Source organism: Salimicrobium salexigens, from assembly GCF_900156705.1.
Taxonomy (GTDB): Bacteria; Bacillota; Bacilli; order Bacillales; family Halobacillaceae; genus Salimicrobium; species Salimicrobium album.
On the sequence record NZ_FTOK01000002.1, the window covers coordinates 221,958 to 248,223 of the forward strand.

Consider the following 26,266-nt stretch of genomic DNA (forward strand, 5'->3'; position numbering starts at 1 on the left):
ACGACGGATGGAATTCAGATATTTACCTATGACCGACGAAGATAAGTCTGAGATGCTGGAAACGATCGGAGTGGGGTCGACCGATGATTTGTTTTCGGATATCCCCGAAAAGATCAGATTAAAAGAGGAAATGAAGCTGAAACCTCCTGAAAATGAATATGCTCTGATGAAGGAACTGAGGGAGCTTTCCGAGAAGAACGCGAACATGCGTCAGTATACCTCGTTTCTTGGAGCGGGCGTATATGATCACTACATACCTTCAGTAGTTGATCATATCATTTCAAGATCGGAATTCTATACAGCATACACCCCTTACCAGCCTGAAATTTCTCAAGGGGAGCTGCAGGCTATTTTCGAATTTCAGACGATGATTGCCGAGCTTACAGGCATGGACGTCGCCAACTCTTCCATGTACGACGGCGGCACGGCGCTTGCAGAAGCTGTAACCCTTGCTGCGGCACAGTCGAAAGGAAAAAAAATATTACTTTCGGATACGGTACACCCTGATTCACTGGAAGTAATAAAGACGTACGCCAAAGCACACGACCTGGAACTGGTGTTTCTTAAGGAAGAGAACGGGACGATGGCCTTAGACGAGCTCGAAACTCATCTGTCGGAAGATGTTGCGGCAGTTGTAGCCCAGTACCCGAATTTCCTCGGGAAAGTCGAACCGCTCGGAAAAATAAAGAAAGCCATGAAAGAAAAAGCTGAAAAGGCGATGTTCATCGTCTCTGCCAATCCGCTTGCTCTCGGATACCTGACTCCACCCGGGGACTTCGGGGCGGATATCGTAGTCGGTGATACACAGGTGTTTGGTATTCCGGCCCAGTACGGGGGGCCACACTGCGGGTACTTTGCCGTTACGAAGAAACTGATGAGGAAGGTTCCCGGAAGGCTCATCGGGGAAACGGTGGATGAAGAAGGGGAAAGAGGCTTCGTTCTGACGCTTCAGGCCAGGGAACAGCATATCCGCAGAGAAAAAGCGACATCGAATATCTGTTCCAACCAGGCACTGAATGCTCTTGCTTCAAGTGTTGCACTTACATCACTCGGCAAGGAAGGTCTGGTTAAAATGGCGAAAGTGAATATTCAGAAAGCAATGTATCTGCGAAAGTGTGTAATAGAAAAAGGAATGAGTCTGCTCGTGGATGGTCCGTTCTTTAATGAATTGGCTATCAGACTTCCTGTTCCGGTCAAAAAAGCCAACGAGTATTTGTTCGACCACGGAATCATAGGTGGTTTTGATCTTGGAAAGATAGACGGTAAATATGAGAACTGCATGCTGGTGGCTGTAACTGAACTCCGTTCAAAAGATGAAATTGAAGAATTTGCACAGTTGTTGGGGGGATTAGATGAATAACGAGGCGTATCCACTTATATTTGAAAGAAGTACCGCTGGAAGATCCGGTTTCAGTCTGCCCGAAAATGATGTGGAGGACATGGAGATTGAAAGCATGTTTGAAGATGAATACATCCGAAAAGAGAAGGCAGAACTTCCGGAAGTGAGTGAGCTTCAGCTGATCAGGCATTATACAGGTCTTTCCACGAGGAACCACGGTGTGGACACAGGTTTCTACCCTCTCGGTTCCTGTACGATGAAATACAATCCAAAGCTGAATGAGGACGTAGCGCGACTTCCGGGCTTCAGTCACATTCATCCTTACCAGGAGGAGAGCACGGTGCAGGGGGCTCTCACATGGATGTATGATCTGCAGGAGTCTCTCTGTGAAATCACGGGTATGGACACCGTGACACTTCAGCCGGCAGCCGGTGCTCAGGGCGAATGGACAGGACTTATGATGATCCGGGCCTTCCATGAAAATAATGGGGACTACGGACGGACCAAAGTTATTGTGCCTGATTCTGCCCATGGAACGAATCCTGCTTCCGCAACGGTAGCCGGGTTTGAAGCGGTAACAGTGAAGACGAATGAACGCGGGCTGGTGGACATTGAAGATCTTAAGCGACTGGTCGATCATCAGACCGCTGCCCTTATGCTTACAAACCCTAATACTCTCGGTTTGTTTGAGGAAGAAATTCTTGTAATGGCAAAAATCGTTCATGAAGCCGGCGGCAAACTGTATTATGACGGAGCGAACCTGAACGCGATCTTAGGGTACACAAGGCCCGGAGATATGGGTTTTGATGTTGTCCACCTAAACCTTCATAAGACATTTACAGGCCCGCACGGAGGAGGAGGACCGGGGTCCGGGCCGGTCGGGGTGACCGCCGAGTTTGACCCGTATCTGCCTAAACCGGTACTCGTGAAAAACAATGACAGTATTACGTTCGAGTACGAGAGACCTTCCTCCATAGGACGAGTGAAGCCTTATTACGGTAATTTCGGCATAAATCTGCGTGCCTACACCTACATCAGGACTATGGGGGCAGAGGGGCTCAGGAGAGTCAGTGAGTACGCTGTCCTTAATGCCAACTACATGATGCGGAAGCTTGAAAAATCATTTGACCTTCCGTACAAACAGCATTGTAAGCATGAGTTTGTAATTTCCGGAAAACTTCAGAAGAAGCAGGGAGTACGGACGCTGGATATGGCGAAGAGACTGCTTGATTTCGGTTATCATCCGCCGACGATCTATTTCCCGATAAATGTCGAGGAAGCGATGATGATCGAGCCTACGGAAACAGAAGCCAAAGAAACGCTGGATGGTTTCATTGAGACGATGGAGCAGATTGCGCTGGAAGCGAAAAACGAGCCCGAGAAAGTGCAGGAAGCCCCTCATTCAACAGTAGTGGGACGAATGGATGAAACGACTGCTGCGAGAAAACCGGTCCTGAAATACGACTTCAACAGATAACGGCTGCGGGAGCATATGTAATAATAATAACCCCCGGACAATAGAGAGTCCGGGGGTTATTACTGTTATTTTTTTGCCTTGATTTTACCGTTCCACTTTTTGAATCCACCCTCGAGCTGATTCAGATCTTTGTAGCCTTTTTTGTGGAGAAGCATGGCTGCACGTGTCGATCTTGCTCCGCTCTGACAATAAAGGTAGACGGGTTTATCCTGACGTATTTCCGCTGTACGGTTACGCATCTGCGAAAGAGGAATGTTGCGTGCTCCGAGGATATGTCCGCTATCGAACTCTTTCGGTTCCCTTACATCAATCAGTTGTGCTTTCCGGTATCCCTGTTTAAACTCATCTTCTGACAGCGTAGTTAGAATTTTCTTGGATTTCATATATCGATACACAGAAAAGGCAATGAAAATAATGACAATGCCCAGTAGAATCCACCAGCTCATAAAGTCTTCCCCCTAATTAAGAATATTTCCTTATTAATTATAATCAGTTCCCCTTACAATTTCAAAGGTTTCCTTCCTGGAAAAGCCATCCAAAAAAAGCAAGGCACAAATTCTTTTGAAAGCAATGATTTTGACGGATTTTCCTGTATTATACGCCGTCACGTTTCTTTATATATACGTTTGCTAAGTTGACAAACTAAAAATAAGTTGTTCAAAAAACACAATATATTGTGTTTTTTAAAAAATGAAGCACAATATATTGATTAACTTTTTGTGGATGTGGTATGTTACTAATTAGAAGATATGTTCCGGAAAGGGAGAGGATTACCATGACAACGAGTGCATCTGAAAAAGTTCACACAAAAATTAATGTACAACAGTTGAACGAGGATATCAAATTGTTTCCTCAGGTTTTTGAGGTGAGTGATGACATGACCACCACCCATAATGGTGTCTCCAGGCTTGTAATGCTGGACAGGTATGCATTTAAGGATACAGAGAGACTGACGTTAAAAGAAGGGGACTTTGTCGTACTGACCGTCAAGGCTGATCCCAAATTCCCTGCACGAGGATACGGTTTCATCGTCTCTATCGACTGGGAAACGAGAGAGGCTATGGTGAAAGTGGAAGATGAGTTTTCTCACGTGCTGGATGAAGAAGAAGCTGACGGAATCGTGAAACGCGGTCTCGACACTATCGATAAACCTCTGGAAGTTTATTATGAACAGATAGCCAAAAGAAATGCTGCGGGTCTTTCCCGGGTCGAGACTACTAAAGAAAGACAGGAACAGAGTTTCAGCGAATTCTATGAAGAACTCTCACAGATGAACTTCGTTCCTGCAGGCCGGGTGCTTTACGGGGCAGGTTCCGAAAAGGAAGTAACGTATTTTAATTGTTACGTTATGCCTTTCATCCAGGATTCCAGGGAAGGCATTTCAGATCATCGTAAACAGGTGATGGAAATTATGTCCCGGGGTGGAGGAGTCGGTACAAACGGATCGACATTAAGACCGAGAAACACGTTGGCAAGAGGAGTGAACGGGAAGTCCTCAGGCTCCGTCTCCTGGCTCGATGACATAGCGAAACTGACTCATCTGGTGGAACAGGGCGGTTCCCGCAGAGGGGCTCAGATGATCATGCTTGCCGACTGGCATCCGGATATTCTGGAGTTCATAATTTCCAAGATGCAGAACCCGAGAATTCTCCGCTATTTAATTGAAAATACAACGGACGAACAGATTAAGCAGCTGGCGCAGGATAAGCTCAAATTCCAGCCTCTTACCGAAAAAGAACGGGACCTTTATCAGAGTGTCGTTAATTTTAAGGGGATAGAAGGTCAGGGAGGATTTACAAACCAGTCTATCAGAGAGGCTGAAGAAAAACTCAGAGATGGCGGCACGTATTCCGTACATCACTCAGACTTTTTGAGCGGGGCCAATATTTCTGTATGTATTACAGACGAATTTATGGAAGCTGTTGAGAATGAAGCGTTCTACTCTCTTCGCTTTCCGGACGTGGAGTCGTACTCCGAAGAAGAAATGAAGTATTACAATGAAAACTGGCAAAACTCCGGGGATGTAAGAGAATGGGAAGAAAAAGGACTGGGCGTACGTACTTACAGAAAAGTTGCAGCCCGGGAACTATGGGATCTGATTAACATCTGCGCAACTTATTCAGCAGAACCGGGGATCTTTTTCATCGACAATGCGAATGAAAAAACAAACGCTACGTCGTATGGACAGAAAGTTGTTGCGACCAATCCTTGCGGGGAACAGCCACTGGCTCCCTGGAGCGTGTGTAACCTTGCAGCTGTGAACCTTGCAGAGATGGCTGATAAGGAAAACAAAACGGTTGATTACGAAAAATTGAAACATACGGTAAGCGTCGGAGTACGCATGCAGGATAACGTTATTGATTCCACTCCTTACTTCCTGGAGGAAAACAAAAAACAGGCTCTGGGAGAACGCCGGGTAGGTCTTGGTGTAATGGGTCTTCATGATCTGCTTATTTATTGTGAGACAGAGTATGGTTCGGAAGAAGGCAATAAACTGATCGATGAAATTTTCGAAACGATTGCCGTAACCGCCTATGAGGCTTCGATTGAACTTGCCGGCGAGAAAGGCAGTTTCCCATTCATAGAAGGGGGATCTCCGGAAGATACGAAAGAAAAGAGAAGTCAATTCGTTAACACGGGATACATGAAAGGAATGCCGGAACACGTAAGAGAAGGAGTGATGAGAAATGGAATCCGGAACTCTCACCTGTTGACCGTGGCTCCTACCGGTTCCACAGGAACGATGGCCGGAGTGAGTACCGGTCTGGAACCGTATTTCTCCTTCTCCTATTACAGAAGCGGCCGTCTCGGGAAATTTATCGAAGTGAAGGCGGATATCGTTCAGGAATATCTGGATCGTACGCCTGGAGCTGATGAAAACAATCTGCCACACTGGTTCGTAACGGCCATGTCCATGACTCCGGAAGCTCATGCTGATGCCCAGTGTGTAATCCAGAGATGGGTGGACAGTTCAATTTCGAAAACGGTGAACGCTCCTAAAGGTTACACTGTGGAACAGGTGCAGTCCGTTTACGAAAGGTTGTACGATGGCGGTGCAAAAGGCGGTACCGTTTATGTGGACGGCAGTCGTGACTCCCAGGTTTTAACCCTGAAAGCCGAACAAAGTGAATTCGACGGGGAACAGGAATCTTTTGAGTTCGAAGATGAAAAAAGAAAAGTAGTTCTCATGGATACTGTACAGGAGTTGCAGTCCACTAACGTTTCTATCGGATCAGAAATCGGAGATACATGTCCTGTATGCAGACAGGGGACGATTGAAGACATCGGCGGCTGTAATACTTGTACGAATTGTAATGCTCAGTTGAAATGCGGTCTCTAAAAGTGTCAAAGTGAAGATATTTTAAGGCGTATATGTATGAAAAGGACCCGGACTCTTTCAGAATAGTCCGGGTCTTCGATATATGCGGAATGATTTTCCACCAGTGGTCATAAACCTTCGTGATCACCCTGACGTAAAATGGAACGGATGTTTTCACGTGAAGCCGAGTTGTTAATCCCTTTGAATTAGTGTATGATTTTTAGTGAATGACCTGAGTGATAACGGAGGTAAATTATGCCCACACCGAGTATGGAAGATTACATTGAGCAGATTTATTTGTTAATTGAGAATAAGGGATATGCCAGAGTTTCCGATATTGCGGAAAATCTTAAGGTTCATCCTTCCTCTGTAACCAAAATGGTACAAAAACTCGGGAAAGATGAATACTTGATCTACGAAAAATACAGAGGTTTAATGCTTACTTCAAAAGGTAAGAAAATCGGGAAGCGTTTAGTATACCGGCATGAGTTACTGGAGAACTTTCTTGAATTAATCGGGGTGGAGAAGGATAAAATATACGAAGAAGTGGAAGGGATCGAACACCACTTGAGCTGGGATTCCATCGATCGTATCGGTGATCTGGTTCAGTATTTTGAAGAAGATTCCTCGCGACGCGAAGCCTTAATCCACATTCATAATAAAAGCGAAGAAGATGCTTAAAACGCATCTTCTTTTTTGATCACCTGAATAATCGGTGTTTATGAACATATGCAAATACGGCGGGGATCAGAAGGTCGCTCTGTCTTTGTCTTTGTCTTTGTTCTTTCCTTTACTCCCGTTGATCACTTTCAGGTGAGGAGCGTTGGATCTGCGTTTTCTCGTTTGTTTCCCTGAGGGCCTGGAAGATTTGACCGGTTCGCTTGAGCTGGTGCCGTACTTCTGTTTTGACTGTTTGACGGCCTGCTTATATTTCTTCATTTCATCTGTGTTGCCCCTTACACCTCCGGGTCTGCGTCGAATGAAAAAGAAATAAATCACTCCATAGATGATGGCTGCGACAACAACCATAGTAAGAATGGAAGCCAGAAAGCTGCCCGTGTTGGTCAGAAGCTGATTGACGATGTAGAACACTGCAAATCCAATAAATACATACATTACCCATTTAAACCATCCGCGTGCCATGAGGAGGCCTCCTTTCATAGCTCTTATACTACTGTTATACCACTTTTCGGGGTGTTTCTATCATGAAATCGCAAAATTTTTTAATTCTTATTTCACGTATCGCCCGGCAAATCACTTAAACAGATGAAAACCCGCGAAAATCTTTTTAGATCAATAGTCGCATACGGAGGGATGACGCTAGAGTAGTGATGGGACGTACAATTATGATACACTATTAATGGCTATTAGTAAGAATATTCAAAGGAGGGTGAACACATATGTCGCGATTAGTACAAATAAGGGAGTCCATGAAGAAACAGAATATAGACGGGCTACTGGTCATGAGTGATAAAAACAGGAGGTACATAACTGGTTTCACCGGAACTTCCGGAGCTGTAGTCATTACGGACACGACTGCGAAACTGATTACCGATTTCAGATATGTAGATCAGGCGAATGATCAGGTGAGTGAATTTGAAGTGGTAGAACACAAGGGCCCCATGTCCGACGAAGTGGCTGCACAGTTTTCCGAAGCAGGCAGTAAAAAAATCGGATTCGAAAAGGACCACATTACCTATGGTATATATGAAACTTTTTATGAGAAAGTAAAAGGGGAACTGGTTCCTGTATCAGGTATCGTCGAAGCTTTGCGTTTAATAAAAACGGACGAAGAACTTAGCGTGTTGAAGAAAGCAGCTGAAATTGCGGATGATGCTTTCGCTCACATTCTGGACTTCATCAAACCTGGTGTAAAAGAGATAGACGTATCGAATGAACTTGAATTTTACATGAGGAAACAGGGGGCCACGTCCTCGAGTTTCGACATTATAGTCGCTTCCGGGTATCGTTCTGCACTGCCGCATGGGGTCGCTTCCGAGAAGGAAATCGAGTCCGGGGAACTTGTCACTCTCGATTTTGGAGCCCTCTACAAAGGGTACTGTTCCGACATTACGAGAACGGTGGCCGTAGGTGAGATTAATGAAAAACAAAAAGAGATATACTCAGTTGTGCTCGAGGCTCAGAAAAAAGGAATGAATGGTCTGAAGGCCGGACTGACAGGCAAAGAAGCTGATGCACTTACGAGAGATGTCATCGACGATAAAGGGTATGGCAGTTACTTCGGACATTCCACCGGTCACGGTATAGGACTCGACGTACATGAAGGACCCGCACTGTCGCATCGGTCCGACGTGGAACTGGAGCCCGGCATGGTCGTTACGGTGGAACCGGGTATATATGTGAAAGGCGTAGGCGGCTGCAGAATCGAGGACGATACGGTCATAACGGAAAAGGGGAACGAGCCCCTGAATTTTGCGCCTAAAGAACTGATTGTTTTATAAGTAGGGAGGAAAATAATGATTTCAGTAAACGATTTTAAGACAGGACTAACTATTGAAGTGGATGGGGAAATTTGGAGTGTCATGGATTTTCAACACGTTAAACCGGGTAAGGGAGCGGCTTTTGTCCGTACCAAACTCAGGAATCTCAGGAATGGAAATATCCAGGAAAAGACGTTCCGTGGTGGCGAAAAAGTGAACCGTGCTCACATTGAAACGAAAAAAATGCAGTATTTGTATGGGTCGGGCGATATGCATACGTTTATGGATACGCACACCTACGACCAGCTGGCACTGCCGGAGCAGCAGATTGGCGATAAACTATACTACATCAAAGAAAATATGGAAGTGTCTATTCAGACATATGGAGCTGAAACGATCGGAATTGAACTTCCGAAAAACGTCCAGTTGCAAGTAACCGAAACGGAACCCGGTGTGAAAGGTGATACAGCGAGCGGAGGTACGAAACCTGCCACTCTTGAAACGGGTCTTACTGTTCAGGTACCGTTCTTCGTGAACGAGGGCGATATGCTCCTCATCAGCACTGATGAAGGGAAATATGTATCCAGAGCCTAGTCAACTGTCCTTCCGGAGTTTTCGGACTCCGGAAGGACAGTTTTAACAAAAAAATTTCAAAGATTACTTTTTGTAATCGCTTTCCGAGTAGTTGCAGGCCGGAAATATCTATCGTAAAATGAGGAAGTAGTCACATTATACAGATTTTACATAAAAGGAGTGCCAGTAAATGCTAAAGGTGCAGGAAATCAGGGAAATTATTAAGCTAATTGATGAATCAAGTGTTCAGGAATTCGAATACGAATCCGGAGACAGCAAAGTCACTTTGAAAAAACACGGAGGCTCAGTTCCTGTGGCTGAGGCACAACCTGTAGTTCAGGCACCATCACCGGTGCAAGAGGCTGCGCCGGTCAGGCAGGAAAACACTTCCGTTGAGGAACAGCCTTCCAATGAGAAAAATAAAGCAGAAGAGAAAGTTCAGGAATCGAAGACAGAAGCTTCTGCCGATTATGATTATGAAGTAACCTCTCCAATGGTAGGGACTATTTATCACGCTCCGGCGCCGGAAGATGATCCTTACGTACAGGTAGGAGACAGAGTAAGTAATGATTCTGTAGTTTGTATCGTAGAAGCAATGAAACTATTTAATGAAATTGAAGCGGAAGTTTCTGGGGAGATTGTTGAAATCCTGGTAAGCGACGGGGATCTTGTAGAATATAACCAGCCACTTTTCCGCGTAAAACGCTAAAGAGAGGTGGGAGCATTTGATTAAAAAAGTATTAATAGCCAACAGGGGAGAAATTGCGGTCCGCATCATCCGTGCGTGTAAAGAAATGGACATTGAGACTGTTGCTGTCTATTCCGAACCGGATAAGGAGGCTCTGCATGTCCAAATTGCAGATGAAGCCTACTGCGTAGGTCCCAAACTCAGTAAGGACAGCTACTTGAACTATACGAACATACTTAGTGCAGCTACGATGAGCGGCTCCGATGCCATTCATCCGGGTTACGGATTTTTATCGGAGAATGCTGAGTTCGCTGAGATGTGTGAAGAATGCAATGTGACTTTTATCGGTCCTTCAGCATATGCCATTCAGAACATGGGTACGAAGGACGTAGCGAGACAGACGATGGAAGATGCCGGAGTCCCGGTGGTGCCAGGTTCGAAAGGGATAATCAAGGATACCGATGAAGGTAAACAGGTTGCTGAAGAAATCGGCTACCCCGTAATCATTAAAGCCACTGCCGGCGGCGGAGGTAAAGGGATACGGGTAGCCCGTGACGAAAAAGAACTGATTGAAGGTATTAAGATGACGCAGCAGGAAGCGGAAACTTCTTTCGGTAACCCGGGTGTGTATCTTGAAAAATTCATAGAGGATTTCCGTCACGTAGAGATTCAGGTTCTCGCCGATAATCATGGCAATGCCATTCACTTGGGAGAAAGGGACTGCTCTGTACAGAGACGTCTTCAGAAGCTGATCGAAGAAACCCCTTCTCCCGCAGTCACGGAAGACATCCGTAAGGAAATGGGTGATGCTGCTGTGCAGGCAGCGCTCGCGGTTAATTATTCCGGAGCAGGAACGATAGAGTTCATTTTCGATCATAACGAAAAGAAATTCTATTTTATGGAGATGAACACACGTATTCAGGTGGAACACCCTGTGACGGAGATGGTTACAGGAGTCGACCTGATTAAAGAGCAGATTAAAGTTGCTAACAATGAAGTGCTTTCCTTTCGTCAGGAAGATATTAAATTTGAGGGCTGGGCGATTGAATGCAGGATCAACGCGGAAGACCCTTTTAAGAATTTCATGCCTTCAGCCGGCTACATTGACATGTACCTTCCACCGGGAGGTTTCGGAGTCAGGGTGGATTCGGCAGCCTACACAGGCTATATGATTCCTCCGTACTACGATTCCATGGTAGCTAAACTGATCACATACGGACAAGACAGAGACGAAGCTATCGCAAAAATGAGACGTGCCCTCAGTGAATTTGTGGTGGAAGGGGTGCACACTACTATCCCGTTCCATCAGCGAATGATGAACCATGAAGTGTTTAAGGGAGGCGACTTCAACACGAAGTTCCTCGAAACATACGCTGTCATGGATGAGAAAGAGGAGAATTTATAATGGATGAACATCCGGTGAATGTAACCGAAAGCTCGAACCTCGGTTCTATAGTAATAGCCCCTGAAGTAATCGAAGTAATTTCAGGTATTGCAGTGTCCGAGGTGAGCGGTGTAGCTGAAATGAGAGGTAACTTTGCAGCTGGGGTGGCTGAAAGACTCGGTAAGAAATCGCGCGGAAAAGGTGTGAAAGTAGATCTTCTCGAAGAAGGTGTTGTAATCGAGACTTACGTAGTGATGGATTACGGAATTTCCATCCCCGAAGCTGCGAAAAAAATTCAGGAAAACACTCGCCAGGCTCTTGAAAACATGACCTCTCTTTCCGTAAAAGAAGTGAACGTTCATGTCGTCGGTGTCCACATGGATATAAAAGAAACAGAAACGAACGAATAAAAGGATCGGAGCAACTGCTCCGATCTTTTTTTGATGATAAAAGTGGAGAACGAAAAAGGCGCTGCCCCTCTTACGTAATTTACTTACGGATCTTGTTCGCATTTCGGGTTTGTAAATGATATGATTTTAATCGGACAGAGTTCGAAAGGGGAAAGAAAATGAAAAGAAGGTTAGCCAGAGAAAAAGCGTTTCAGACGCTTTTTCAAATGCTCACAACACATTTGACACAGCAGGAAGCAGTGGATTACGTAATGGAAGGCGAAAGAGACGAGTTTCTGATGGAGCTCGTTGCCGGAGTGACCCGGCATCAGCAGGAACTTGATGAAATTATTTCGGATCATCTGGAGCACTGGTCACTCGAACGTCTTCCTAAGGTGGAAAGAACAGTGCTTCGCATAGCGATATTCGAGTTGAAATTCTACGGCGACACTCCAACTCAGGTTGCAATCAATGAAGCCGTCGAACTCGCGAAAACATTCGGGGAAGAGACCTCCGGAAGGTTTGTAAACGGAGTATTATCTAAAATTCAATAACAGGAAACGGGGGAGTAAGGAAATGGCAGCAGAAATCATATATGGCAGCGAACTTGCCCAGGAGATAAGAAGTGAACTGAAAAGTGAAGTGGAGACTCTTAACGGACAGGGCATCCATCCGAAACTTTCGGTTATTATAATCGGGGACGATCCCGCTTCCAAATCCTACGTAAGGGGAAAACAGAAAGCCTCCAATAAAATCGGTATGGATGCTGACCTGTGGGAATATGACAGTACAATCACAGAAACAGAGTTGCTGAACAAAATTGAAGAGCTGAATAACGAGAAAAGCGTGCACGGTATTCTTGTTCAACTTCCCCTTCCCGATCATATTGAAGATCAGAAAGTGATTGAAGCTATCTCGCCGGAAAAAGACGTGGATGGCTTTCATCCGATCAGTATCGGTAAGATGATGACGAATCAGGAGACGTTTCTTCCATGCACTCCTCATGGAATTATAGTAATGATGGAACGGGCCGGGATTGAACTGGAAGGGAAACATGCAGTCATCCTCGGCAGAAGTAACCTTGTAGGAAAACCGGTAGGACAGCTCCTGCTTAATAAGAATGCGACGGTGACCTACTGCCACTCAAAAACCGAGGACGCGCAAAACATAACGAAACAGGCCGATATTCTTATTGTGGCGATAGGTAAACCGTCCGTAATTTCAGCAGAAGATATTAAACCCGGAGCAGTCGTCATCGATGTAGGCGTGAACCGAGTAGATGGAAAACTTACCGGGGACGTGGATTTTGAATCCGTTAAGGAAAAAGCTTCCTATCTCACTCCAGTCCCTAAAGGAGTAGGTCCAATGACTATTACGATGCTTCTCCATAACACGATTGAAGCAGCGAAAAGAATACATCAATAACCGGGGGAGGGGTATCCAGTGGAAGATCGTTACTTGACGGTCACGGCCCTGACAAGGTATATCAAGCAGAAGATATCGAGGGACTCCCATCTTAAAGAAGTGTGGTTAAGAGGGGAAATCTCCAATTTCAAACATCACAGTCGCGGCCACATGTATTTCTCAATGAAAGATGACAGCGCACGGATTCAGACGGTTATGTTTGCAGGCAATAACCGTAATCTTAATTTTGCACCGGAAAACGGCATGAGCGTCCTCATAAGAGGGGAAATTAATGTTTATGAGCCCATGGGTCAATATCAGTTATATGCAAAAGAAATGATACCGGATGGTATTGGAGACTTACATATTGCTTTTGAACAGCTTAAAGACAGACTCATGAAAGAAGGAATATTTTCCGACGAAAACAAGCAGTCAGCTCCGCTCATCCCCGCTCACATCGGTGTTATTACTTCTCCGACAGGGGCGGCCATCCGGGATATTATCACAACCATAGAGAGAAGATTCCCCGTAGTGAAAATATCCGTACTCCCGGTTCCTGTTCAAGGGAAAAGAGCAGCTTCTTCTGTCTCACGCGCTATCGCCTACGCTAATCAGAACCTTGAATGCGACCTGCTTATCGTAGGCCGAGGGGGAGGGTCGATAGAAGATCTTTGGGGATTCAATGAAGAGGAAGTTGCGAGAGCTGTTTATCATTCCCATATACCGATAATATCTGCAGTCGGCCATGAAACGGACACTACCATTATTGATTTTGCCGCGGACTACCGTGCCCCTACCCCGACAGGAGCGGCAGAAATAGCAGTGCCGGACTGGAGAGAATTGAACAGTCAAATTATTAATTATACCCGCAGACTTCAGCAGGCTCTCGATGTGAAAGTGGAGCATGCGAAAGAGCGGCTGCAATCACTGAAAAAATCATATGCCTTCAAATATCCGAAACAGCTTACTCAGCAGAAAGAGCAGGATCTCGACAGAATAATGGACCGGTTCCATGCCGCTGCAAAACGACTGCAAAGGGAAAAGACCGATTCGGCTAAACGGCTGGAAAACAGACTGCATCAGATCAGCCCGGACAAACGCCTGGAACGAGAACAGGCGAATGTCCGTCAGCTGGATAACCGTCTGAACAAACAGATGCAGAGAATTGTGGAAGAGAAGAAGTACCGCTGGCAGTCGCTCGTGCAGCAGCTCTCACTCGTAAACCCTCTGGAAATTATGAAAAGGGGTTATGCCCTGCCGTATAACGAACAGAATGAACTGATTAAATCCGTCAAAAATGTAAGTGAAGATGAAACGATCCACCTGCAGATAAATGACGGAACGATTTACGGTAAAATCATTGGATGGGAGGAGAAGAAAGATGAGTGACAATAAAGAACAGACATTTGAAGAAAACATGAAGCAGCTGGAAGAAATAGTGGAAAAACTTGAATCCGGCGATGTTCCTCTGGAAAAAGCTATTCAGTATTACCATGAGGGGATGAAACTTTCTAAAACATGTAATGATAAATTGAGCAGTGTAGAAGGGCAGATGAAACAGATTCTGAATGAGCAGGGAGAATTTGAGTCATTTGATATACAGGAGGACGAATAGTGGATCAGTACCTGAAAGAACAGAAGGCCTGGATCGATGAGAAAATATATAAGAAAATAAATGAGTTCACATCCGAGGGAAGACTTCGTGATTCTATCATCTACTCGATGAAAGCGGGTGGGAAAAGATTACGTCCCATGCTGATGAAAGCGACGTTCGAATCTTTCTCGGACTCGGATCCATTGTATGTTTCTCCCGCTGTAGCCCTTGAAATGCTTCATACCTATACACTCATACACGACGATCTTCCGGCAATGGATGATGATGATATGAGAAGAGGCCGATGGACTAATCATATAGAATTCGACGAAGCTACTGCCATTTTAGCAGGGGACTCTCTCCTGACGATGAGCTTTGAGCTGATAAGTTCTGACCCCTCCCTCTCCTCAGAACAGAAAGTTTTTATTGTACACCAATTCTCCCGGGCTGCCGGTCCGAAAGGTATGGTCGCCGGGCAGATGTGGGATATGCAATATGAAGACCTGGAAATAGACGTGGATACGCTGAAAAGGATTCATTCAAATAAAACAGGAAAGCTGATCGCTTTTTCTATTATTACCGGCGGTTATCTTGCCGGTCTTGAGGAAGGGAAGTTGCAGAAGCTGAAGGAAATCGGAGAAGCTGTCGGGCTTATTTTCCAAATCCAGGATGACATACTGGATGTGACAGGAGATACTGCCAAATTGGGGAAAGCAACAGGAAGCGATGAATCAAATTTGAAAAGTACGTATCCTAAACTTCTGGGTCTTGAAGGGGCGAAACAGGAAAAGCAGAAATATGAACGAAGAGTGGAAGAACTCCTTGGTGATCTGGAAGCCGATGAAACTCCGTTAGCGGACCTGATCGGTTACATGAGTCAAAGAGAATATTAGTCGGTTTTACTTTGAGACGGCATATATTGTGTGATATATTTAAGGTAAGTTAGGAATGGTGCAGTATTCTAGTCAGTCCTCCGTCCCTGAAGGCGGGCCTAAAAATCCGCCAAAGGGCATATCGATGAAGTTCCTTGTGCCGGCTTGAGGCGCCCAGCCTTGGGTCGGTGCTGGGAGTTAAGGTTGTGGGGCGATCCACAAAGGCATGTGGGCGTTGACCCCGCTTCCGCGGAGGCCCATCTTTGTAAGGAAAGCTGAGCCAGCTTTCTTTATGAAATGGGGTATGAACCTGTTTCATATGGAGTAATATCTGTATGTACAGCGTAGCCTGCCTTGAGTGGCTTCGAGGGGATTACAGTATTTCAGGAACCATGTCTAATATGGCCAATGAAACATGATTTCGTTCTTTGCTGTATGAAATCGAAGCTGCAAAAGAGGCTAAGGAACGGTCAAAGACTGCCGGAGAAACTCCCTAGACTGTTCGTAAGGACGGAAAACAGTTATTATAGTGTGGACTGAGTGGTAATCCAGTCCGAGTAACGGAGACGTGCTCGACCAGGCTTTAAAGGGGAACCGCCAGAGTGGTGACACTCGGTAGCCTGGTGGGAAAACCTACTGGACCTAAGCCGCAATTTTTACCTGTTTTTCGACCATTCCTTCCTACATAACTTTGAAACGATAATTGGAGCAAACTATGAATTCAAAACTAAAACGTTCTTTATCATTCAGTTTCACCATTGCCGTTATCACTTTTGTGTTAGCGGCTATTTTTTCCATCATTTCTTCATCGCTGCTCAATGGTGTCCCCTGGATCGCAGGTATGGTAGTCGTATTTGTCATCGTTTTGACCGGAGTGTTTTTTGATATGCTGGGGATTGCAGCTACAGCAGGCAGAGAAGCTCCTTTTCATTCCATGGCTTCGGAGAAAGTATTCGGGGCCAAACACGCAGTGGCGATAGTCAGAAATGCCGATCGTTTCGCAACTTTTTGCAATGATGTAATAGGCGACATCGCCGGCATTATCAGTGGTACGGCTTCTGCACTTGTCGTACTTCAACTGGCCATTGCTTTTGGAAATGGAGAAGGTTCTACCTTGCAACTGGTGCTTTCTGTTATAATGACAAGTACGATCGCGGCACTTACGGTTGGCGGGAAAGCCGTGGGTAAATATTTAGCGATTAATCATTCAACTGCTATAATCTTTTTTACCGCAAGGCTTATAGCAAGGTTTGAGAAATATTCTAAGTGGAAAATAGTCACAAAATAAATTATTACTGTCTTATAGTGAAGGGGGTCCTTTTATGGATCTGAACAATATTAAAGACCCGTCGGTCGTCAAAAATTTGACCGATGAGGAAATGAGAAACTTAGCTCAGGATGTACGAAACTTTTTAATAAATAATTTATCGGAAACAGGAGGTCATCTGGGGGCGAACCTCGGGGTGGTCGAATTGACGCTGGCACTCCATCGCACGTTCGACAGCCCCAATGACCGCTTTCTTTTTGACGTGGGGCATCAGTCTTACGTGCACAAAATCCTTACAGGTCGCGGAGGTCAGTTTGACACGCTGCGCAAGTATCAGGGTTTGTGCGGATTCCCGAAACGTAATGAAAGTGAACACGACGTCTGGGAAACAGGGCACAGCTCCACATCTTTATCGGCAGCGATGGGGATGGCTATTGCAAGAGACCTGAAAAATGAAAGTCATTCCGTAGTTCCTATCATAGGGGATGGAGCCCTGACCGGAGGAATGGCTCTGGAAGCGCTTAATCACATTGGCCATGAGAAGAAGAATATAACCGTTATTCTTAATGATAATGAGATGTCGATTGCCAAAAACGTGGGAGCTTTGCATAGCGCTCTTGCAAGAATGAGAAGTGCAGGTAAATACAACAGAGTTAAAGACGATTTCGAATGGCTTCTGAAAAAAATCCCGGCAATCGGCGGGAGAGTAGCATCGACTGCAGAACGGCTGAAAGATTCAATGAAATACTTCGTCGTTCCAGGGATGTTTTTTGAAGAACTTGGTTTCACCTATTACGGTCCGGTAGACGGTCATGACTTCGAAGACCTGCAGGGGAATCTTGATTACGCCCGGAAGACCGAGGGGCCGGTCATCGTCCACGTAATGACCCAAAAAGGGAAAGGGTATCAGCCTGCGGAATCGGATGTGAAAGATAAATGGCACGGCGTCGGACCTTATAAAATCGATTCCGGAGAAAAAATCAAACCTGCAGACGCTCCCCCAGCCTGGAGTGAAGTGATCAGTGAGGCTCTCAGGGAGGAAGCACGGGAAGATGAGCGTATTGTAGCCGTTACCCCGGCCATGATTCTGGGTTCGAAATTAGAGAAATTCGGAGAAGAATTCCCGGATCGTCTGTATGATGTCGGGATCGCCGAGCAGCATGCGACGACAATGTCAGCAGGACTTGCTACGCAGGGTATGAGACCTTTCCTCGCTATTTATTCAACCTTTTTACAGCGCGGATATGATCAGGTTATCCATGACGTGGCCAGACAAAACCTCAATGTTATCTTCGGGATTGATCGTGCGGGTCTCGTAGGCGCAGACGGAGAAACGCATCAAGGTGTATTTGATATCGCTTTTCTCAGAACTGTCCCTAATATGTCTATCATGATGCCGAAAGATGAGAATGAAGCAAAACATATGGTTCACACGGCTGTGAAGTATGAAGATGGACCGATTGCTCTTCGCTATCCCAGAGGAAACGCGCTCGGCGTCGAAGTGGCGGATAAACCCGAAACGATTGATATCGGTTCATGGGAAACATTAAAACCTGGTAAAGATGCGGTGATTCTGACTTTCGGCACGACCATTCCGCTTGCGATAGAGGCGGCCGAAACGCTTCAGGAACAGGGTGTGGACGTAGAAGTTGTGAATGCAAGGTTTATGAAACCGATGGATGAAAAAATGCTTCATGAAATATTTGAACGTAATATACCGGTACTCACTCTTGAAGAAGCTGTGGTACAGGGAAGTTTCGGATCTGCAGTTCTCGAATTCCAGAGTGATCACGGTTACTATAACAGATCTCTGAAACGTATTGGATTACCTGACAGGTTCGTTGAACATGGAGATGTTAAGGACTTATGGAAGGAAGTCGGATTAACCAGAGAAAATGTAGTGGATAAAGTTTTGAAGTTGTTACCGCAAAGCGAGAAAAGGGCGTAGTTTATGGGAAAGAAAGTTAGACTGGACACATTACTTGTGGAAAGAGGATTCGTGGAAACGCGGGAGAAAGCAAAGAGAACCATCATGGCGGGTCTGGTTTTTTCTGAACAGCAGAGGCTTGAAAAACCAGGGGTCAAGGTGGCAGAGGATATTGAACTGAGAGTGAAGGGGAAAGCTATCCCTTACGTAAGCAGGGGAGGACTGAAGCTTGAGAAAGCTATCTCCTGCTTTTCTCTTGACTTGAAAGACAAAGTGATGGTGGATATCGGCTCTTCGACTGGAGGCTTTACGGACTGCGGTCTTCAGAATGGAGTGAAGCTGAGCTACGCCATAGATGTCGGGAATAACCAGCTGGACTGGCGGCTCCGGAATCATGAGCAGGTAGTAGTGATGGAAAGAACTAACTTCCGGTACGTCACGAGAGATGATCTGTCTTTCGGGATGCCTGAGATTGCCACTATTGATGTTTCATTCATATCTTTGAAGCTTATTCTCCCGGTGCTGGCAGATTTGATAAAACCCGGCGGAGATGTAGCAGCCCTTATTAAACCCCAGTTTGAAGCTGGCAGAGAACAAGTGGGTAAAAAAGGTATCGTAAGAGACTCTCAAATACATGAAGAAGTGATCACCAGACTCATTACCTATGCCCGTCAACTTGGTTTTGAAACGAAAGGCCTCACTTTTTCGCCGATTACAGGCGGGGACGGGAATATAGAATTTCTCGTACATTGGCAATTCAACCCCGGGGAAGAGGAGCGTCCGTGGGATATAGAAAAGGTAAGAGAACTTGTGGCGGACGCACATTCTCAGTTGACGAAAGTGTGAGCCGATTCGAAAGGGGACGGGTTATTTTATATGACTTTAAGCAAAGGGCAAAGGCACATAAAAATCCGCGAAATGATTACGAGTGAAAATATTGAAACACAGGATGATCTTGTATTCAGACTGAAATCACTGGGATATAACGTCACCCAGGCTACTGTTTCGAGGGATATTAAAGAATTGCATCTGGTAAAAGTACCGGTAGCCGACGGGCGTTACAAATACAGTCTTCCGGCTGACCAGAAATTCAACCCTCTGGAAAAACTGAAGAGGATGATGATGGACTCATTTGTCAGTATCGACCGTTCGGGACACTTTATCGTATTGAAGACTTTACCCGGAAATGCTCACGCGGTAGGAGCTCTCATTGATAACCTGGACTGGGAAGAGATCATGGGGACGATCTGCGGGGACGATACGTGTCTGATCATATGCAGGGCAGAGTCCCAGACTGAACAGGTGAGTGAGCAGCTGCTGAATATGTTGTAAGCGAAGGGGTTTCTATCATGTTAACTGAATTGACTATCAGAGATTTTGCAATTATCGATTACGTCTCTTTGACATTGAAAGATGGATTGACTGTGTTAACCGGAGAAACGGGTGCCGGTAAATCGATTATTATTGATTCCATTCAATTACTGACGGGAGCAAGAGGCTCTGTAGAATTTGTAAAGCATGGAGCCAAACGTGCAGAGATAGAAGGTTTATTCAACGTAGATGGAAACCACTCTGTCTATGCTAAAGGCGAGGAGTACGGAGTGGAAATAGATGAGGATGGTATGGTGGTGCTGCAACGCTCCATCACCCATCAGGGGAAAAGCATCTGCCGGGTGAACGGAAAGCTGGTGACTCTCGGTGTTTTAAGGGAGTTCGGTAAATCCTTAATAGACATACACAGTCAGCACGAAACGCAATCGCTGATGGACCCGGAACGCCATATTGATCTGCTGGATACCTATGCGGCGGAAAAGCTGCAACACCCTAAACAGGAATATCGGAAACAGTACGAAAAGTACAGGTCTCTCCAAAAAAGATATCAGGAATTAAGTGACAACGAGCAGGAAATGGCACAGCGGCTCGATTTGCTGGAGTTCCAATGGAATGAACTGGAAGAAGCGCACCTTTCCCCAAAAGAAGACGAAGAACTGATGGAAGAAAGGAATAAGTTATCAAATTTCGAAAAAATTTATTCCGGTCTCAACGATACGTACGAAGCTTTATACGGTGAACAAAAAGGTATGGACTGGGTTTCTCATGCTATGATGAGCCTGGAGGCGACCAGTGACTATGACGAAAACTACCAAAAAATGTCTGATGAGCTTTCCAATGCCTATTACGTAGTGGAGGAATTGACTTTCCGGTTGAGCACGGAAATGGAAGCCCTCGAATTCGATCCCGAGAGGTTAAATGAAATCGAAGAGAGACTCGACGAAATTAACCGGCTCAAAAGAAAGTATGGGCAGTCCGTCGAAGAAATGCTTGAACACAAGAGTAAAGTGGAGGAAGAAATTGATGAAATTAACAATAAAGATTCGTTTCTTTCAAAGCTTGAATCGGAAATAAATGATGTGTCGGAAGACCTCCTTCTGGAAGCTCAGCACATTCATGATATACGGAGCGAGGCTGCTAAAGAGCTCGTAGAAGCGGTGCATGAAGAACTGAAAGACCTCTATCTCGAAAAATCCGTCTTCGATGTAAAAGTCGAGAAAAGAAAAGGCGGAAAGGAAAGTCCCATGATGAATGGACGTCAGGTGGCTTTGAATTCGAACGGGGTTGATGAAGTAAGGTTCATGATTACGACGAATCCGGGTGAGCCGTTGAAACCACTTCATAAGATAGCCTCCGGTGGAGAAATGTCCAGAATCATGCTGGCCTTAAAGCAGATCTTTTCAAGACATCAGGGGATTACCAGTGTAATCTTTGATGAAGTCGATACGGGTGTAAGCGGGCGTGTAGCACAGGCGATAGCCGAGAAGATATTTAAGATTTCCGTTAATTCCCAGGTGCTATGCATTTCCCACCTGCCTCAAGTTGCTGCTATGGCGGATACGCATGTGCAAATTCAGAAGAATATCACCGACAACACCACAAAAACGAACGCCAAAGAACTCGATCACCACGAAAAAGTCGAAGAAGTTGCACGGATGATCAGCGGAGCGGAACTTACCGAGACCACACTGCAGAACGGCCGTGAATTACTTAATCTCGCTGAGTCGTTCAAAGCAAAAGTGTAAAAGCGCCCATATGGGCGCTTTTTATTATGAATTTACGACGGATATAACCTTTTATATGCAAAAAGTGTATTTATTTATTTCAGAACGTTCAGGTGGATTACAAAAACCATTCGAAATGTGGAAAAGTATGTGTTAAAATTTTTAATTATCTAATTCTTTACCATATTAAAAGGGAGCTGTACATATGAAAGTAGTGAAATTCGGAGGAAGTTCTGTGGCCAGTGCGGCACAATTAAAAAAAGTGACGGAAATTCTGGAGAGTGATCCTGAACGGACGGTCGTCGTCGTTTCGGCCCCGGGTAAGCGGACGGCAGATGATGAGAAGGTCACTGATCTGCTCATTCAGCTGGGGGAATCCGTAGACGACAATCATATGAACGGGGATATTTACGAGAAGGTGAGAAACCGTTTTAAGGAAATTATAGATGACCTGGATCTTTCTGAAAGAACTCTTTCGGAAATTACGAATAAAATTGATGAAGGGATAGCGATGATCAGAGGAGGAGCCGCAAACGGTATAGATGCATTGAAAGCATGCGGGGAAGACGGGACGGCCCTGATTTTAAGTGCGTTTTTATCCGAAAGGAAGCATGACGCTTCGTATGTCCATCCGAAAGAAGCGGGAATCTTTCTGAAAGATGAACCGGGGGGTGCTCTTGTACTTGAAGAAAGTTTCGCCCATCTTTATGAATTACGTAAGAAAGAGGGGATTCTCGTAATACCGGGATTTTTCGGTTATACGAAAGAAGGGAAGCTTATCACTTTCTCACGCGGCGGCTCGGATATCACCGGTTCTATTGTAGCTGCGGGTGTCAAAGCCGATCTTTATGAAAATTTCACGGACGTTGATTCGGTTTACTGTGTTAACCCGGCTCTTGTTAAGAACCCGAAAGAGATGAAGAATCTGACTTACAGAGAAATGCGCGAGCTTTCCTATGCAGGGTTTTCTGTATTCCACGATGAAGCACTGATTCCAGCTTTCAAGGAGAAAATACCCGTGTGTATAAAAAATACTAACAATCCGGAAGCACCGGGGACTATGATTGTTGCGGAAAGAGAAGATACATGCGGGGATGTGGTCGGCATAGCGAGCGATGACGGATTCGTGACGATTTATGTAAGTAAGTATCTGATGAACCGCGAAATCGGGTTCGGGCGTCGTCTTTTGCATATACTTGAAGATGAAGAAGTCTCTTTTGAACACGCTCCTTCCGGTATAGATGACATGTCCATTATTCTCAGGGAAGATGTTCTTCCTTCTCACAAAGAAGAAACCGTAGTAAAAAGGATCAGGGAAGAATTGCAGGTGGATACGGTGGAAATCGAACGTAACATGGCGATGATTATGATTGTCGGGGAAGGGATGAATCAGAGAGTGGGAGTTGCCAGCAAAGCTACCAGGGCGTTTGAAAAGGCTGGTGTAAACCTTGAGATGATCAACCAGGGCTCCTCCGAAGTTTCGATGATGTTCGGCATTCATGAAGATGGGATGGAGAAATCTGTACAGGAACTGTATAAAATGTATTTTTCGTGAAAATAAAGTTATTGTTTTTAAACGAGCAGATTTACTGCTCGTTTATTTTTTGCTGAAGCACACTGTAGGAAGTGATAAAATAATCCTTTTCCGCTATACGAAGAAGCTCCGTAAAGAGACGGGCTGTCATCGTTGCGTCGTTTAAAGCATGGTGTCGTTCCAAATTGTGAATGTTGAAATGGTTGAGTAACGGATCCAGCCGGTGGCTTACACCTGGAAGGGTATATTTCGCCATCAGTTGCGAATCGATACATGCAGGAGAGTATTCCGGTAATTTCCAGCGCTTCACCATAGCTCTCAGGAACCGTACGTCGAAATGGGCCGGATGAGCCACAAGCGTACTGTTTTCAGAGAAGGAGAGAAATTTTTGGAAGCCTGTAATAAAAGATTCGGCACCCTCAAGGTCTTCTCTCGATAAATTGGTAAGAGAGAGGATATGATTCGGTACGGGTCTGATCGGTCTGATCAGCTGATGCATTTCCCCGGACTTCTGTCCTTCCCCATCTATTCTCACAGCCCCGATAGAAAGTACTTCATGCCCTATTTCCGGGAGGAATCCAGTCGTTTCAAGGTCGAACACCGTATACTCCCTTTCTTTTAAGAAATCCGAACTATTACTTTCCCCTCTGTTCTCCATATAGGTACACAGGTTGTTATATTCCTCGGTTTCAAAGTAAGGTTTCATTTTGAAATAATATATAGGTTTTTCTATAAAAATGTATTTTAAAATTTGAAGGTCTACCGGCAGCATTACATCACCCGATTCCGATTATAGCTTAACTCAAGCACCTGCTGAAGACGCTTCGCTACATTCAATGCTTCTTTCAAAGACCGTCTTTCCTGTTTTTGGAACTTCACAAGAGAGACATAGTTACTGAGGGGAGAACCGTTTTTGAGTTGCTCAAGATTTAACGTCAGTCGGAACAGCATAAGTCTGTGAAGGGACAGTTTCGCATTTTCCACATCCCGGGGATGAAAGTGATTTTCTTCGGCCAATAAAGTCAGACGCTGTACTGTATTATTCACTTCCACCCCGTACTTCATACTGTAAATACGAACAGCATTAACGATCTGCATAGTGGCTGATTTCTTTAAATCAAGTAAACGTTTCTTCCCAAAGCCGTTTATACGTCCGAACGGCTGTACCGGAACGCGGAATCTCAAAGTATCTTTCATAAGCAGCTGGTGGAGTCCGAGAGAATTTTTCACTTTATTGGATACGTATTTTTTCAACTCATAGGCAAGCGTGTAGTCACCGAACACAGGGCGGAAATCCATGAAAATCGTAAAATCCCTTATTTCTTCGGCATCCAGTTTTTTTATCCATTCATCCACGCTTGTTCTCCACTCCTGTTCGTTTTTTCTCCATTTTCTTTCTTTAGCCATAATCCCGCCGCTGCAGTAGGGAAAACCGCACTCATCCAGCATGTCATTGATTCTCTTCGTGAAGCGGGAAAAGTAGGCTTCAATCTTCTCTTTGTTTCTGGAGGATTCATAATCGGCGAGAATGATGCCATTATCCTGATCGGTGGAAAACGTCTGCTCTTTCCGCCCGCCGCTTCCCATAATTAAAAAACAGTAGTTGATAGGAGGTGCACCGTAGCCGAGACTAACCATTTCATCTTCTGCAAGCTGGATGATCTGCTTGTGGATGCGATCGTTATAGTTGGTTATTAATTCAGCGATGTGATAAGCAAGCATCTGATCATCGATAAGACTTCGTACAAACTCCTGAAATCTTTTGTTGTACACGGGAGAAAGTTTCACTAATTCTTCCAGTGTTTTGGCATTTGAAATTCTGTACGTCAGGTCGAAGTAGACAGACTGATTAATCTGAATGAACGAAGATTGCCTTAAAATTCCGGCTACCTGATCTTTGTGCATAACAGGAATAACGGTGGCAGGGTGGTGTTTTAAAAAGCTTAGTGCATCAAAAATGAAATCCTGCTCACCTACACTGAAGTTTTCATCCTTCATATACTTACTGACGGAAGAGTAAGACTCGCCATTCATAAAAGCTTCCACGATTTCGTGGTAACTGATCATACCTTTGAAATTTTGTCTGTTTTCCGATACGAGAAGACCTTCCACCTCTTCCTCGCGCAGCACCTGGGCGGCTTCGGCTATAGTGCAGGACGGCTGGATGAATACCGGTTTCTCCATGTATTTCTTGATGCGTTCTTTGAAAAGACCGTTTTCATTTTCTTCTTCTTCGTCAGAACTTTTATACTTGACTTCATCGTAAAGACTTTTCGTCAAACCGCTTAGCCTATCGAGAATAACATTCGAAAATGTCGGATTGTCTTTCATTATTTTCAGGAAGGAAGCACGTTTAAGCTTTAAAGTCTGGACGGGTTCAAGGCATCTGACCGAGAAACGCATTTTTTCACTTGTCAATAGAACCATGAGGCCGATGAGATCACCGGGGTAAAAATAACGGATCGAATGCTGTGTCCCGTCTGCACGATGCATAATGCTGTCGGCCAGGCCTTCGATCAGTATGTGTACGTCCGTTTCGCTCTGATCTTCGTGGATGACGAATTCATTTTTTGAGTACTCTTCTCGGGTTGACTCTCTGAAGAGCTCCGAAAACTCTTCTTCGTCCAGCAGTTCGAACGGATATTGATGTCTCCAAACGTCTATATTCACTTCCATAGATAACTCCCTTTCTGAAGAAAAATTAAAGATACTGCACGGGAACAAAAAAGTAGAGCTTTTCAAGCTCTACCTGTTTTCAAAACGGCCTTTCGTTTTGTTTCTTTTTCTGTCGCGATGCAGAATGAATCCTCCGATGAAAAAGAGGCCGCCGATTACAAATATAACTCCTGCCACACCCTGGAGGAACAGGTGGAGAAAGATTGGTTGTAGCTCGCCGAATAAGGAATCCCTGATAAGTTTAATTCCATAGACTGCAAGAACCCCGGGTGCCACTAATATAAGCAGTGCAACTAAACGCATATGCTGTACTCCTTTTTTCTTAA

At 45.1% G+C, this 26,266-nt stretch carries 25 protein-coding genes; 20 read left to right on the forward strand and 5 right to left on the reverse strand.

All coding sequences use genetic code 11. The annotated features are described in order from the left end of the window. The first annotated feature begins 7 nt into the window (after nt 1-7). Together gcvPA and gcvPB are read left to right on the forward strand one after the other, a co-directional pair. Nucleotides 8-1,360, forward strand: coding sequence for an aminomethyl-transferring glycine dehydrogenase subunit GcvPA (gene gcvPA / locus BW931_RS03380; RefSeq protein WP_076569920.1), 1,353 nt, complete (start codon nt 8-10; stop codon nt 1,358-1,360). After that, nucleotides 1,353-2,816, forward strand: coding sequence for an aminomethyl-transferring glycine dehydrogenase subunit GcvPB (gcvPB, locus tag BW931_RS03385; RefSeq protein ID WP_008588895.1), 1,464 nt, complete (start codon nt 1,353-1,355; stop codon nt 2,814-2,816). The genes gcvPA and gcvPB overlap by 8 nt, the downstream gene beginning before the upstream one ends. Nucleotides 2,817-2,881: 65 nt before the next feature. On the opposite strand, the gene BW931_RS03390 is transcribed toward gcvPB, so the two are convergent. Then, complete coding sequence (locus BW931_RS03390; protein WP_076569922.1) at nt 2,882-3,262, reverse strand: rhodanese-like domain-containing protein; 381 nt, start codon at nt 3,260-3,262, stop codon at nt 2,882-2,884. 329 nt (nt 3,263-3,591) lie between these two features. On the opposite strand from BW931_RS03390, the gene BW931_RS03395 reads away from it, so the two are divergent. Next, nucleotides 3,592-6,156, forward strand: a complete 2,565-nt coding sequence (locus BW931_RS03395) for a vitamin B12-dependent ribonucleotide reductase (protein WP_008588899.1) — start codon at nt 3,592-3,594, stop codon at nt 6,154-6,156. 234 nt (nt 6,157-6,390) lie between these two features. Beyond that, entirely contained in the window at nt 6,391-6,816 is a 426-nt protein-coding gene (gene mntR, locus BW931_RS03400; RefSeq protein ID WP_076569924.1) for a transcriptional regulator MntR, read from the forward strand. 66 nt (nt 6,817-6,882) lie between these two features. Here the strand turns inward: mntR and BW931_RS03405 are convergent, their stop codons facing one another. After that, a complete protein-coding gene (locus tag BW931_RS03405; protein WP_076569926.1) occupies nt 6,883-7,278 on the reverse strand; it encodes an SA1362 family protein in 396 nt (131 codons plus the stop codon). A 257-nt stretch (nt 7,279-7,535) separates the two neighbouring features. On the opposite strand from BW931_RS03405, the gene BW931_RS03410 reads away from it, so the two are divergent. The 16 genes from BW931_RS03410 (at nt 7,536) to BW931_RS03485 (ending at nt 23,285) form a co-directional block, all read left to right on the forward strand. Next, nucleotides 7,536-8,597 (forward strand): M24 family metallopeptidase, encoded by a 1,062-nt coding sequence (locus BW931_RS03410; RefSeq protein WP_076569928.1) that lies wholly within the window; start codon nt 7,536-7,538, stop codon nt 8,595-8,597. Nucleotides 8,598-8,612: 15 nt separating this feature from the next. Next, nucleotides 8,613-9,170: an elongation factor P gene (gene efp / locus BW931_RS03415; protein ID WP_076569930.1), complete on the forward strand. Its 558-nt coding sequence runs from the start codon at nt 8,613-8,615 to the stop codon at nt 9,168-9,170. Between the two features lie 169 nt (nt 9,171-9,339). Continuing rightward, on the forward strand, nt 9,340-9,858 hold the full coding sequence (gene accB, locus BW931_RS03420; protein WP_076569932.1) for an acetyl-CoA carboxylase biotin carboxyl carrier protein: 519 nt from the start codon (nt 9,340-9,342) through the stop codon (nt 9,856-9,858). Between the two features lie 16 nt (nt 9,859-9,874). Then, nucleotides 9,875-11,242: an acetyl-CoA carboxylase biotin carboxylase subunit gene (gene accC / locus BW931_RS03425; RefSeq protein WP_076569934.1), complete on the forward strand. Its 1,368-nt coding sequence runs from the start codon at nt 9,875-9,877 to the stop codon at nt 11,240-11,242. Then, entirely contained in the window at nt 11,242-11,631 is a 390-nt protein-coding gene (locus BW931_RS03430; RefSeq protein ID WP_076569936.1) for an Asp23/Gls24 family envelope stress response protein, read from the forward strand. Before accC ends, BW931_RS03430 begins: the two co-directional genes overlap by 1 nt. A 158-nt stretch (nt 11,632-11,789) precedes the next feature. Beyond that, nucleotides 11,790-12,164 (forward strand): transcription antitermination factor NusB, encoded by a 375-nt coding sequence (gene nusB, locus BW931_RS03435; protein WP_076569938.1) that lies wholly within the window; start codon nt 11,790-11,792, stop codon nt 12,162-12,164. A 22-nt stretch (nt 12,165-12,186) separates the two neighbouring features. Further along, the gene (locus BW931_RS03440) at nt 12,187-13,035 is read left to right on the forward strand and encodes a bifunctional 5,10-methylenetetrahydrofolate dehydrogenase/5,10-methenyltetrahydrofolate cyclohydrolase (protein WP_076569941.1); all 849 of its coding nucleotides are present in this window, start codon (nt 12,187-12,189) and stop codon (nt 13,033-13,035) included. An 18-nt stretch (nt 13,036-13,053) separates the two neighbouring features. After that, complete coding sequence (gene xseA, locus BW931_RS03445) at nt 13,054-14,403, forward strand: exodeoxyribonuclease VII large subunit (RefSeq protein WP_076569944.1); 1,350 nt, start codon at nt 13,054-13,056, stop codon at nt 14,401-14,403. Beyond that, nucleotides 14,396-14,629 (forward strand): exodeoxyribonuclease VII small subunit, encoded by a 234-nt coding sequence (gene xseB / locus BW931_RS03450; protein WP_008588931.1) that lies wholly within the window; start codon nt 14,396-14,398, stop codon nt 14,627-14,629. Before xseA ends, xseB begins: the two co-directional genes overlap by 8 nt. Beyond that, on the forward strand, nt 14,629-15,501 hold the full coding sequence (locus BW931_RS03455) for a polyprenyl synthetase family protein (protein ID WP_076569946.1): 873 nt from the start codon (nt 14,629-14,631) through the stop codon (nt 15,499-15,501). The genes xseB and BW931_RS03455 overlap by 1 nt, the downstream gene beginning before the upstream one ends. 694 nt (nt 15,502-16,195) lie before the next feature. Continuing rightward, nucleotides 16,196-16,768, forward strand: a complete 573-nt coding sequence (locus tag BW931_RS03460) for a hypothetical protein (protein ID WP_076569949.1) — start codon at nt 16,196-16,198, stop codon at nt 16,766-16,768. Nucleotides 16,769-16,802: 34 nt separating this feature from the next. After that, nucleotides 16,803-18,695, forward strand: coding sequence for a 1-deoxy-D-xylulose-5-phosphate synthase (gene dxs / locus BW931_RS03465; RefSeq protein WP_076569952.1), 1,893 nt, complete (start codon nt 16,803-16,805; stop codon nt 18,693-18,695). A 3-nt stretch (nt 18,696-18,698) separates the two neighbouring features. Further along, nucleotides 18,699-19,520 (forward strand): TlyA family RNA methyltransferase, encoded by an 822-nt coding sequence (locus BW931_RS03470; protein WP_076569955.1) that lies wholly within the window; start codon nt 18,699-18,701, stop codon nt 19,518-19,520. 30 nt (nt 19,521-19,550) lie between these two features. Further along, on the forward strand, nt 19,551-20,006 hold the full coding sequence (ahrC, locus tag BW931_RS03475; protein WP_008588939.1) for a transcriptional regulator AhrC/ArgR: 456 nt from the start codon (nt 19,551-19,553) through the stop codon (nt 20,004-20,006). Between the two features lie 17 nt (nt 20,007-20,023). After that, nucleotides 20,024-21,751: a DNA repair protein RecN gene (recN, locus tag BW931_RS03480; RefSeq protein WP_076569957.1), complete on the forward strand. Its 1,728-nt coding sequence runs from the start codon at nt 20,024-20,026 to the stop codon at nt 21,749-21,751. A 184-nt stretch (nt 21,752-21,935) separates the two neighbouring features. Then, nucleotides 21,936-23,285, forward strand: coding sequence for an aspartate kinase (locus BW931_RS03485; RefSeq protein ID WP_076569960.1), 1,350 nt, complete (start codon nt 21,936-21,938; stop codon nt 23,283-23,285). Between the two features lie 31 nt (nt 23,286-23,316). Here BW931_RS03485 and BW931_RS03490 read toward each other — a convergent pair whose 3' ends face one another. From BW931_RS03490 to BW931_RS03500, 3 genes are all read right to left on the reverse strand, one after another. After that, complete coding sequence (locus BW931_RS03490) at nt 23,317-23,922, reverse strand: 3'-5' exonuclease (protein ID WP_234972567.1); 606 nt, start codon at nt 23,920-23,922, stop codon at nt 23,317-23,319. Nucleotides 23,923-24,035: 113 nt separating this feature from the next. After that, a complete protein-coding gene (locus BW931_RS03495) occupies nt 24,036-25,940 on the reverse strand; it encodes a DUF294 nucleotidyltransferase-like domain-containing protein (protein ID WP_076569966.1) in 1,905 nt (634 codons plus the stop codon). Nucleotides 25,941-26,009: 69 nt separating this feature from the next. Beyond that, nucleotides 26,010-26,243, reverse strand: coding sequence for a DUF2627 domain-containing protein (locus tag BW931_RS03500; RefSeq protein WP_008591245.1), 234 nt, complete (start codon nt 26,241-26,243; stop codon nt 26,010-26,012). Nucleotides 26,244-26,266 lie beyond the last annotated feature (23 nt).

What these genes read in the sequence shown, in the direction of transcription:
- gcvPA (WP_076569920.1), top strand. Translation starts at nt 8, where the DNA reads ATGGAATTCAGATATTTACCTATGACCGACGAAGATAAGTCTGAGATG.
- gcvPB (WP_008588895.1), top strand. Translation starts at nt 1,353, where the DNA reads ATGAATAACGAGGCGTATCCACTTATATTTGAAAGAAGTACCGCTGGA.
- BW931_RS03390 (WP_076569922.1), bottom strand. Translation starts at nt 3,262, where the DNA reads ATGAGCTGGTGGATTCTACTGGGCATTGTCATTATTTTCATTGCCTTT.
- BW931_RS03395 (WP_008588899.1), top strand. Translation starts at nt 3,592, where the DNA reads ATGACAACGAGTGCATCTGAAAAAGTTCACACAAAAATTAATGTACAA.
- mntR (WP_076569924.1), top strand. Translation starts at nt 6,391, where the DNA reads ATGCCCACACCGAGTATGGAAGATTACATTGAGCAGATTTATTTGTTA.
- BW931_RS03405 (WP_076569926.1), bottom strand. Translation starts at nt 7,278, where the DNA reads ATGGCACGCGGATGGTTTAAATGGGTAATGTATGTATTTATTGGATTT.
- BW931_RS03410 (WP_076569928.1), top strand. Translation starts at nt 7,536, where the DNA reads ATGTCGCGATTAGTACAAATAAGGGAGTCCATGAAGAAACAGAATATA.
- efp (WP_076569930.1), top strand. Translation starts at nt 8,613, where the DNA reads ATGATTTCAGTAAACGATTTTAAGACAGGACTAACTATTGAAGTGGAT.
- accB (WP_076569932.1), top strand. Translation starts at nt 9,340, where the DNA reads ATGCTAAAGGTGCAGGAAATCAGGGAAATTATTAAGCTAATTGATGAA.
- BW931_RS03430 (WP_076569936.1), top strand. Translation starts at nt 11,242, where the DNA reads ATGGATGAACATCCGGTGAATGTAACCGAAAGCTCGAACCTCGGTTCT.
- nusB (WP_076569938.1), top strand. Translation starts at nt 11,790, where the DNA reads ATGAAAAGAAGGTTAGCCAGAGAAAAAGCGTTTCAGACGCTTTTTCAA.
- BW931_RS03440 (WP_076569941.1), top strand. Translation starts at nt 12,187, where the DNA reads ATGGCAGCAGAAATCATATATGGCAGCGAACTTGCCCAGGAGATAAGA.
- xseB (WP_008588931.1), top strand. Translation starts at nt 14,396, where the DNA reads ATGAGTGACAATAAAGAACAGACATTTGAAGAAAACATGAAGCAGCTG.
- BW931_RS03460 (WP_076569949.1), top strand. Translation starts at nt 16,196, where the DNA reads ATGAATTCAAAACTAAAACGTTCTTTATCATTCAGTTTCACCATTGCC.
- dxs (WP_076569952.1), top strand. Translation starts at nt 16,803, where the DNA reads ATGGATCTGAACAATATTAAAGACCCGTCGGTCGTCAAAAATTTGACC.
- BW931_RS03470 (WP_076569955.1), top strand. Translation starts at nt 18,699, where the DNA reads ATGGGAAAGAAAGTTAGACTGGACACATTACTTGTGGAAAGAGGATTC.
- ahrC (WP_008588939.1), top strand. Translation starts at nt 19,551, where the DNA reads ATGACTTTAAGCAAAGGGCAAAGGCACATAAAAATCCGCGAAATGATT.
- recN (WP_076569957.1), top strand. Translation starts at nt 20,024, where the DNA reads ATGTTAACTGAATTGACTATCAGAGATTTTGCAATTATCGATTACGTC.
- BW931_RS03485 (WP_076569960.1), top strand. Translation starts at nt 21,936, where the DNA reads ATGAAAGTAGTGAAATTCGGAGGAAGTTCTGTGGCCAGTGCGGCACAA.
- BW931_RS03490 (WP_234972567.1), bottom strand. Translation starts at nt 23,922, where the DNA reads ATGGAGAACAGAGGGGAAAGTAATAGTTCGGATTTCTTAAAAGAAAGG.
- BW931_RS03495 (WP_076569966.1), bottom strand. Translation starts at nt 25,940, where the DNA reads ATGGAAGTGAATATAGACGTTTGGAGACATCAATATCCGTTCGAACTG.
- BW931_RS03500 (WP_008591245.1), bottom strand. Translation starts at nt 26,243, where the DNA reads ATGCGTTTAGTTGCACTGCTTATATTAGTGGCACCCGGGGTTCTTGCA.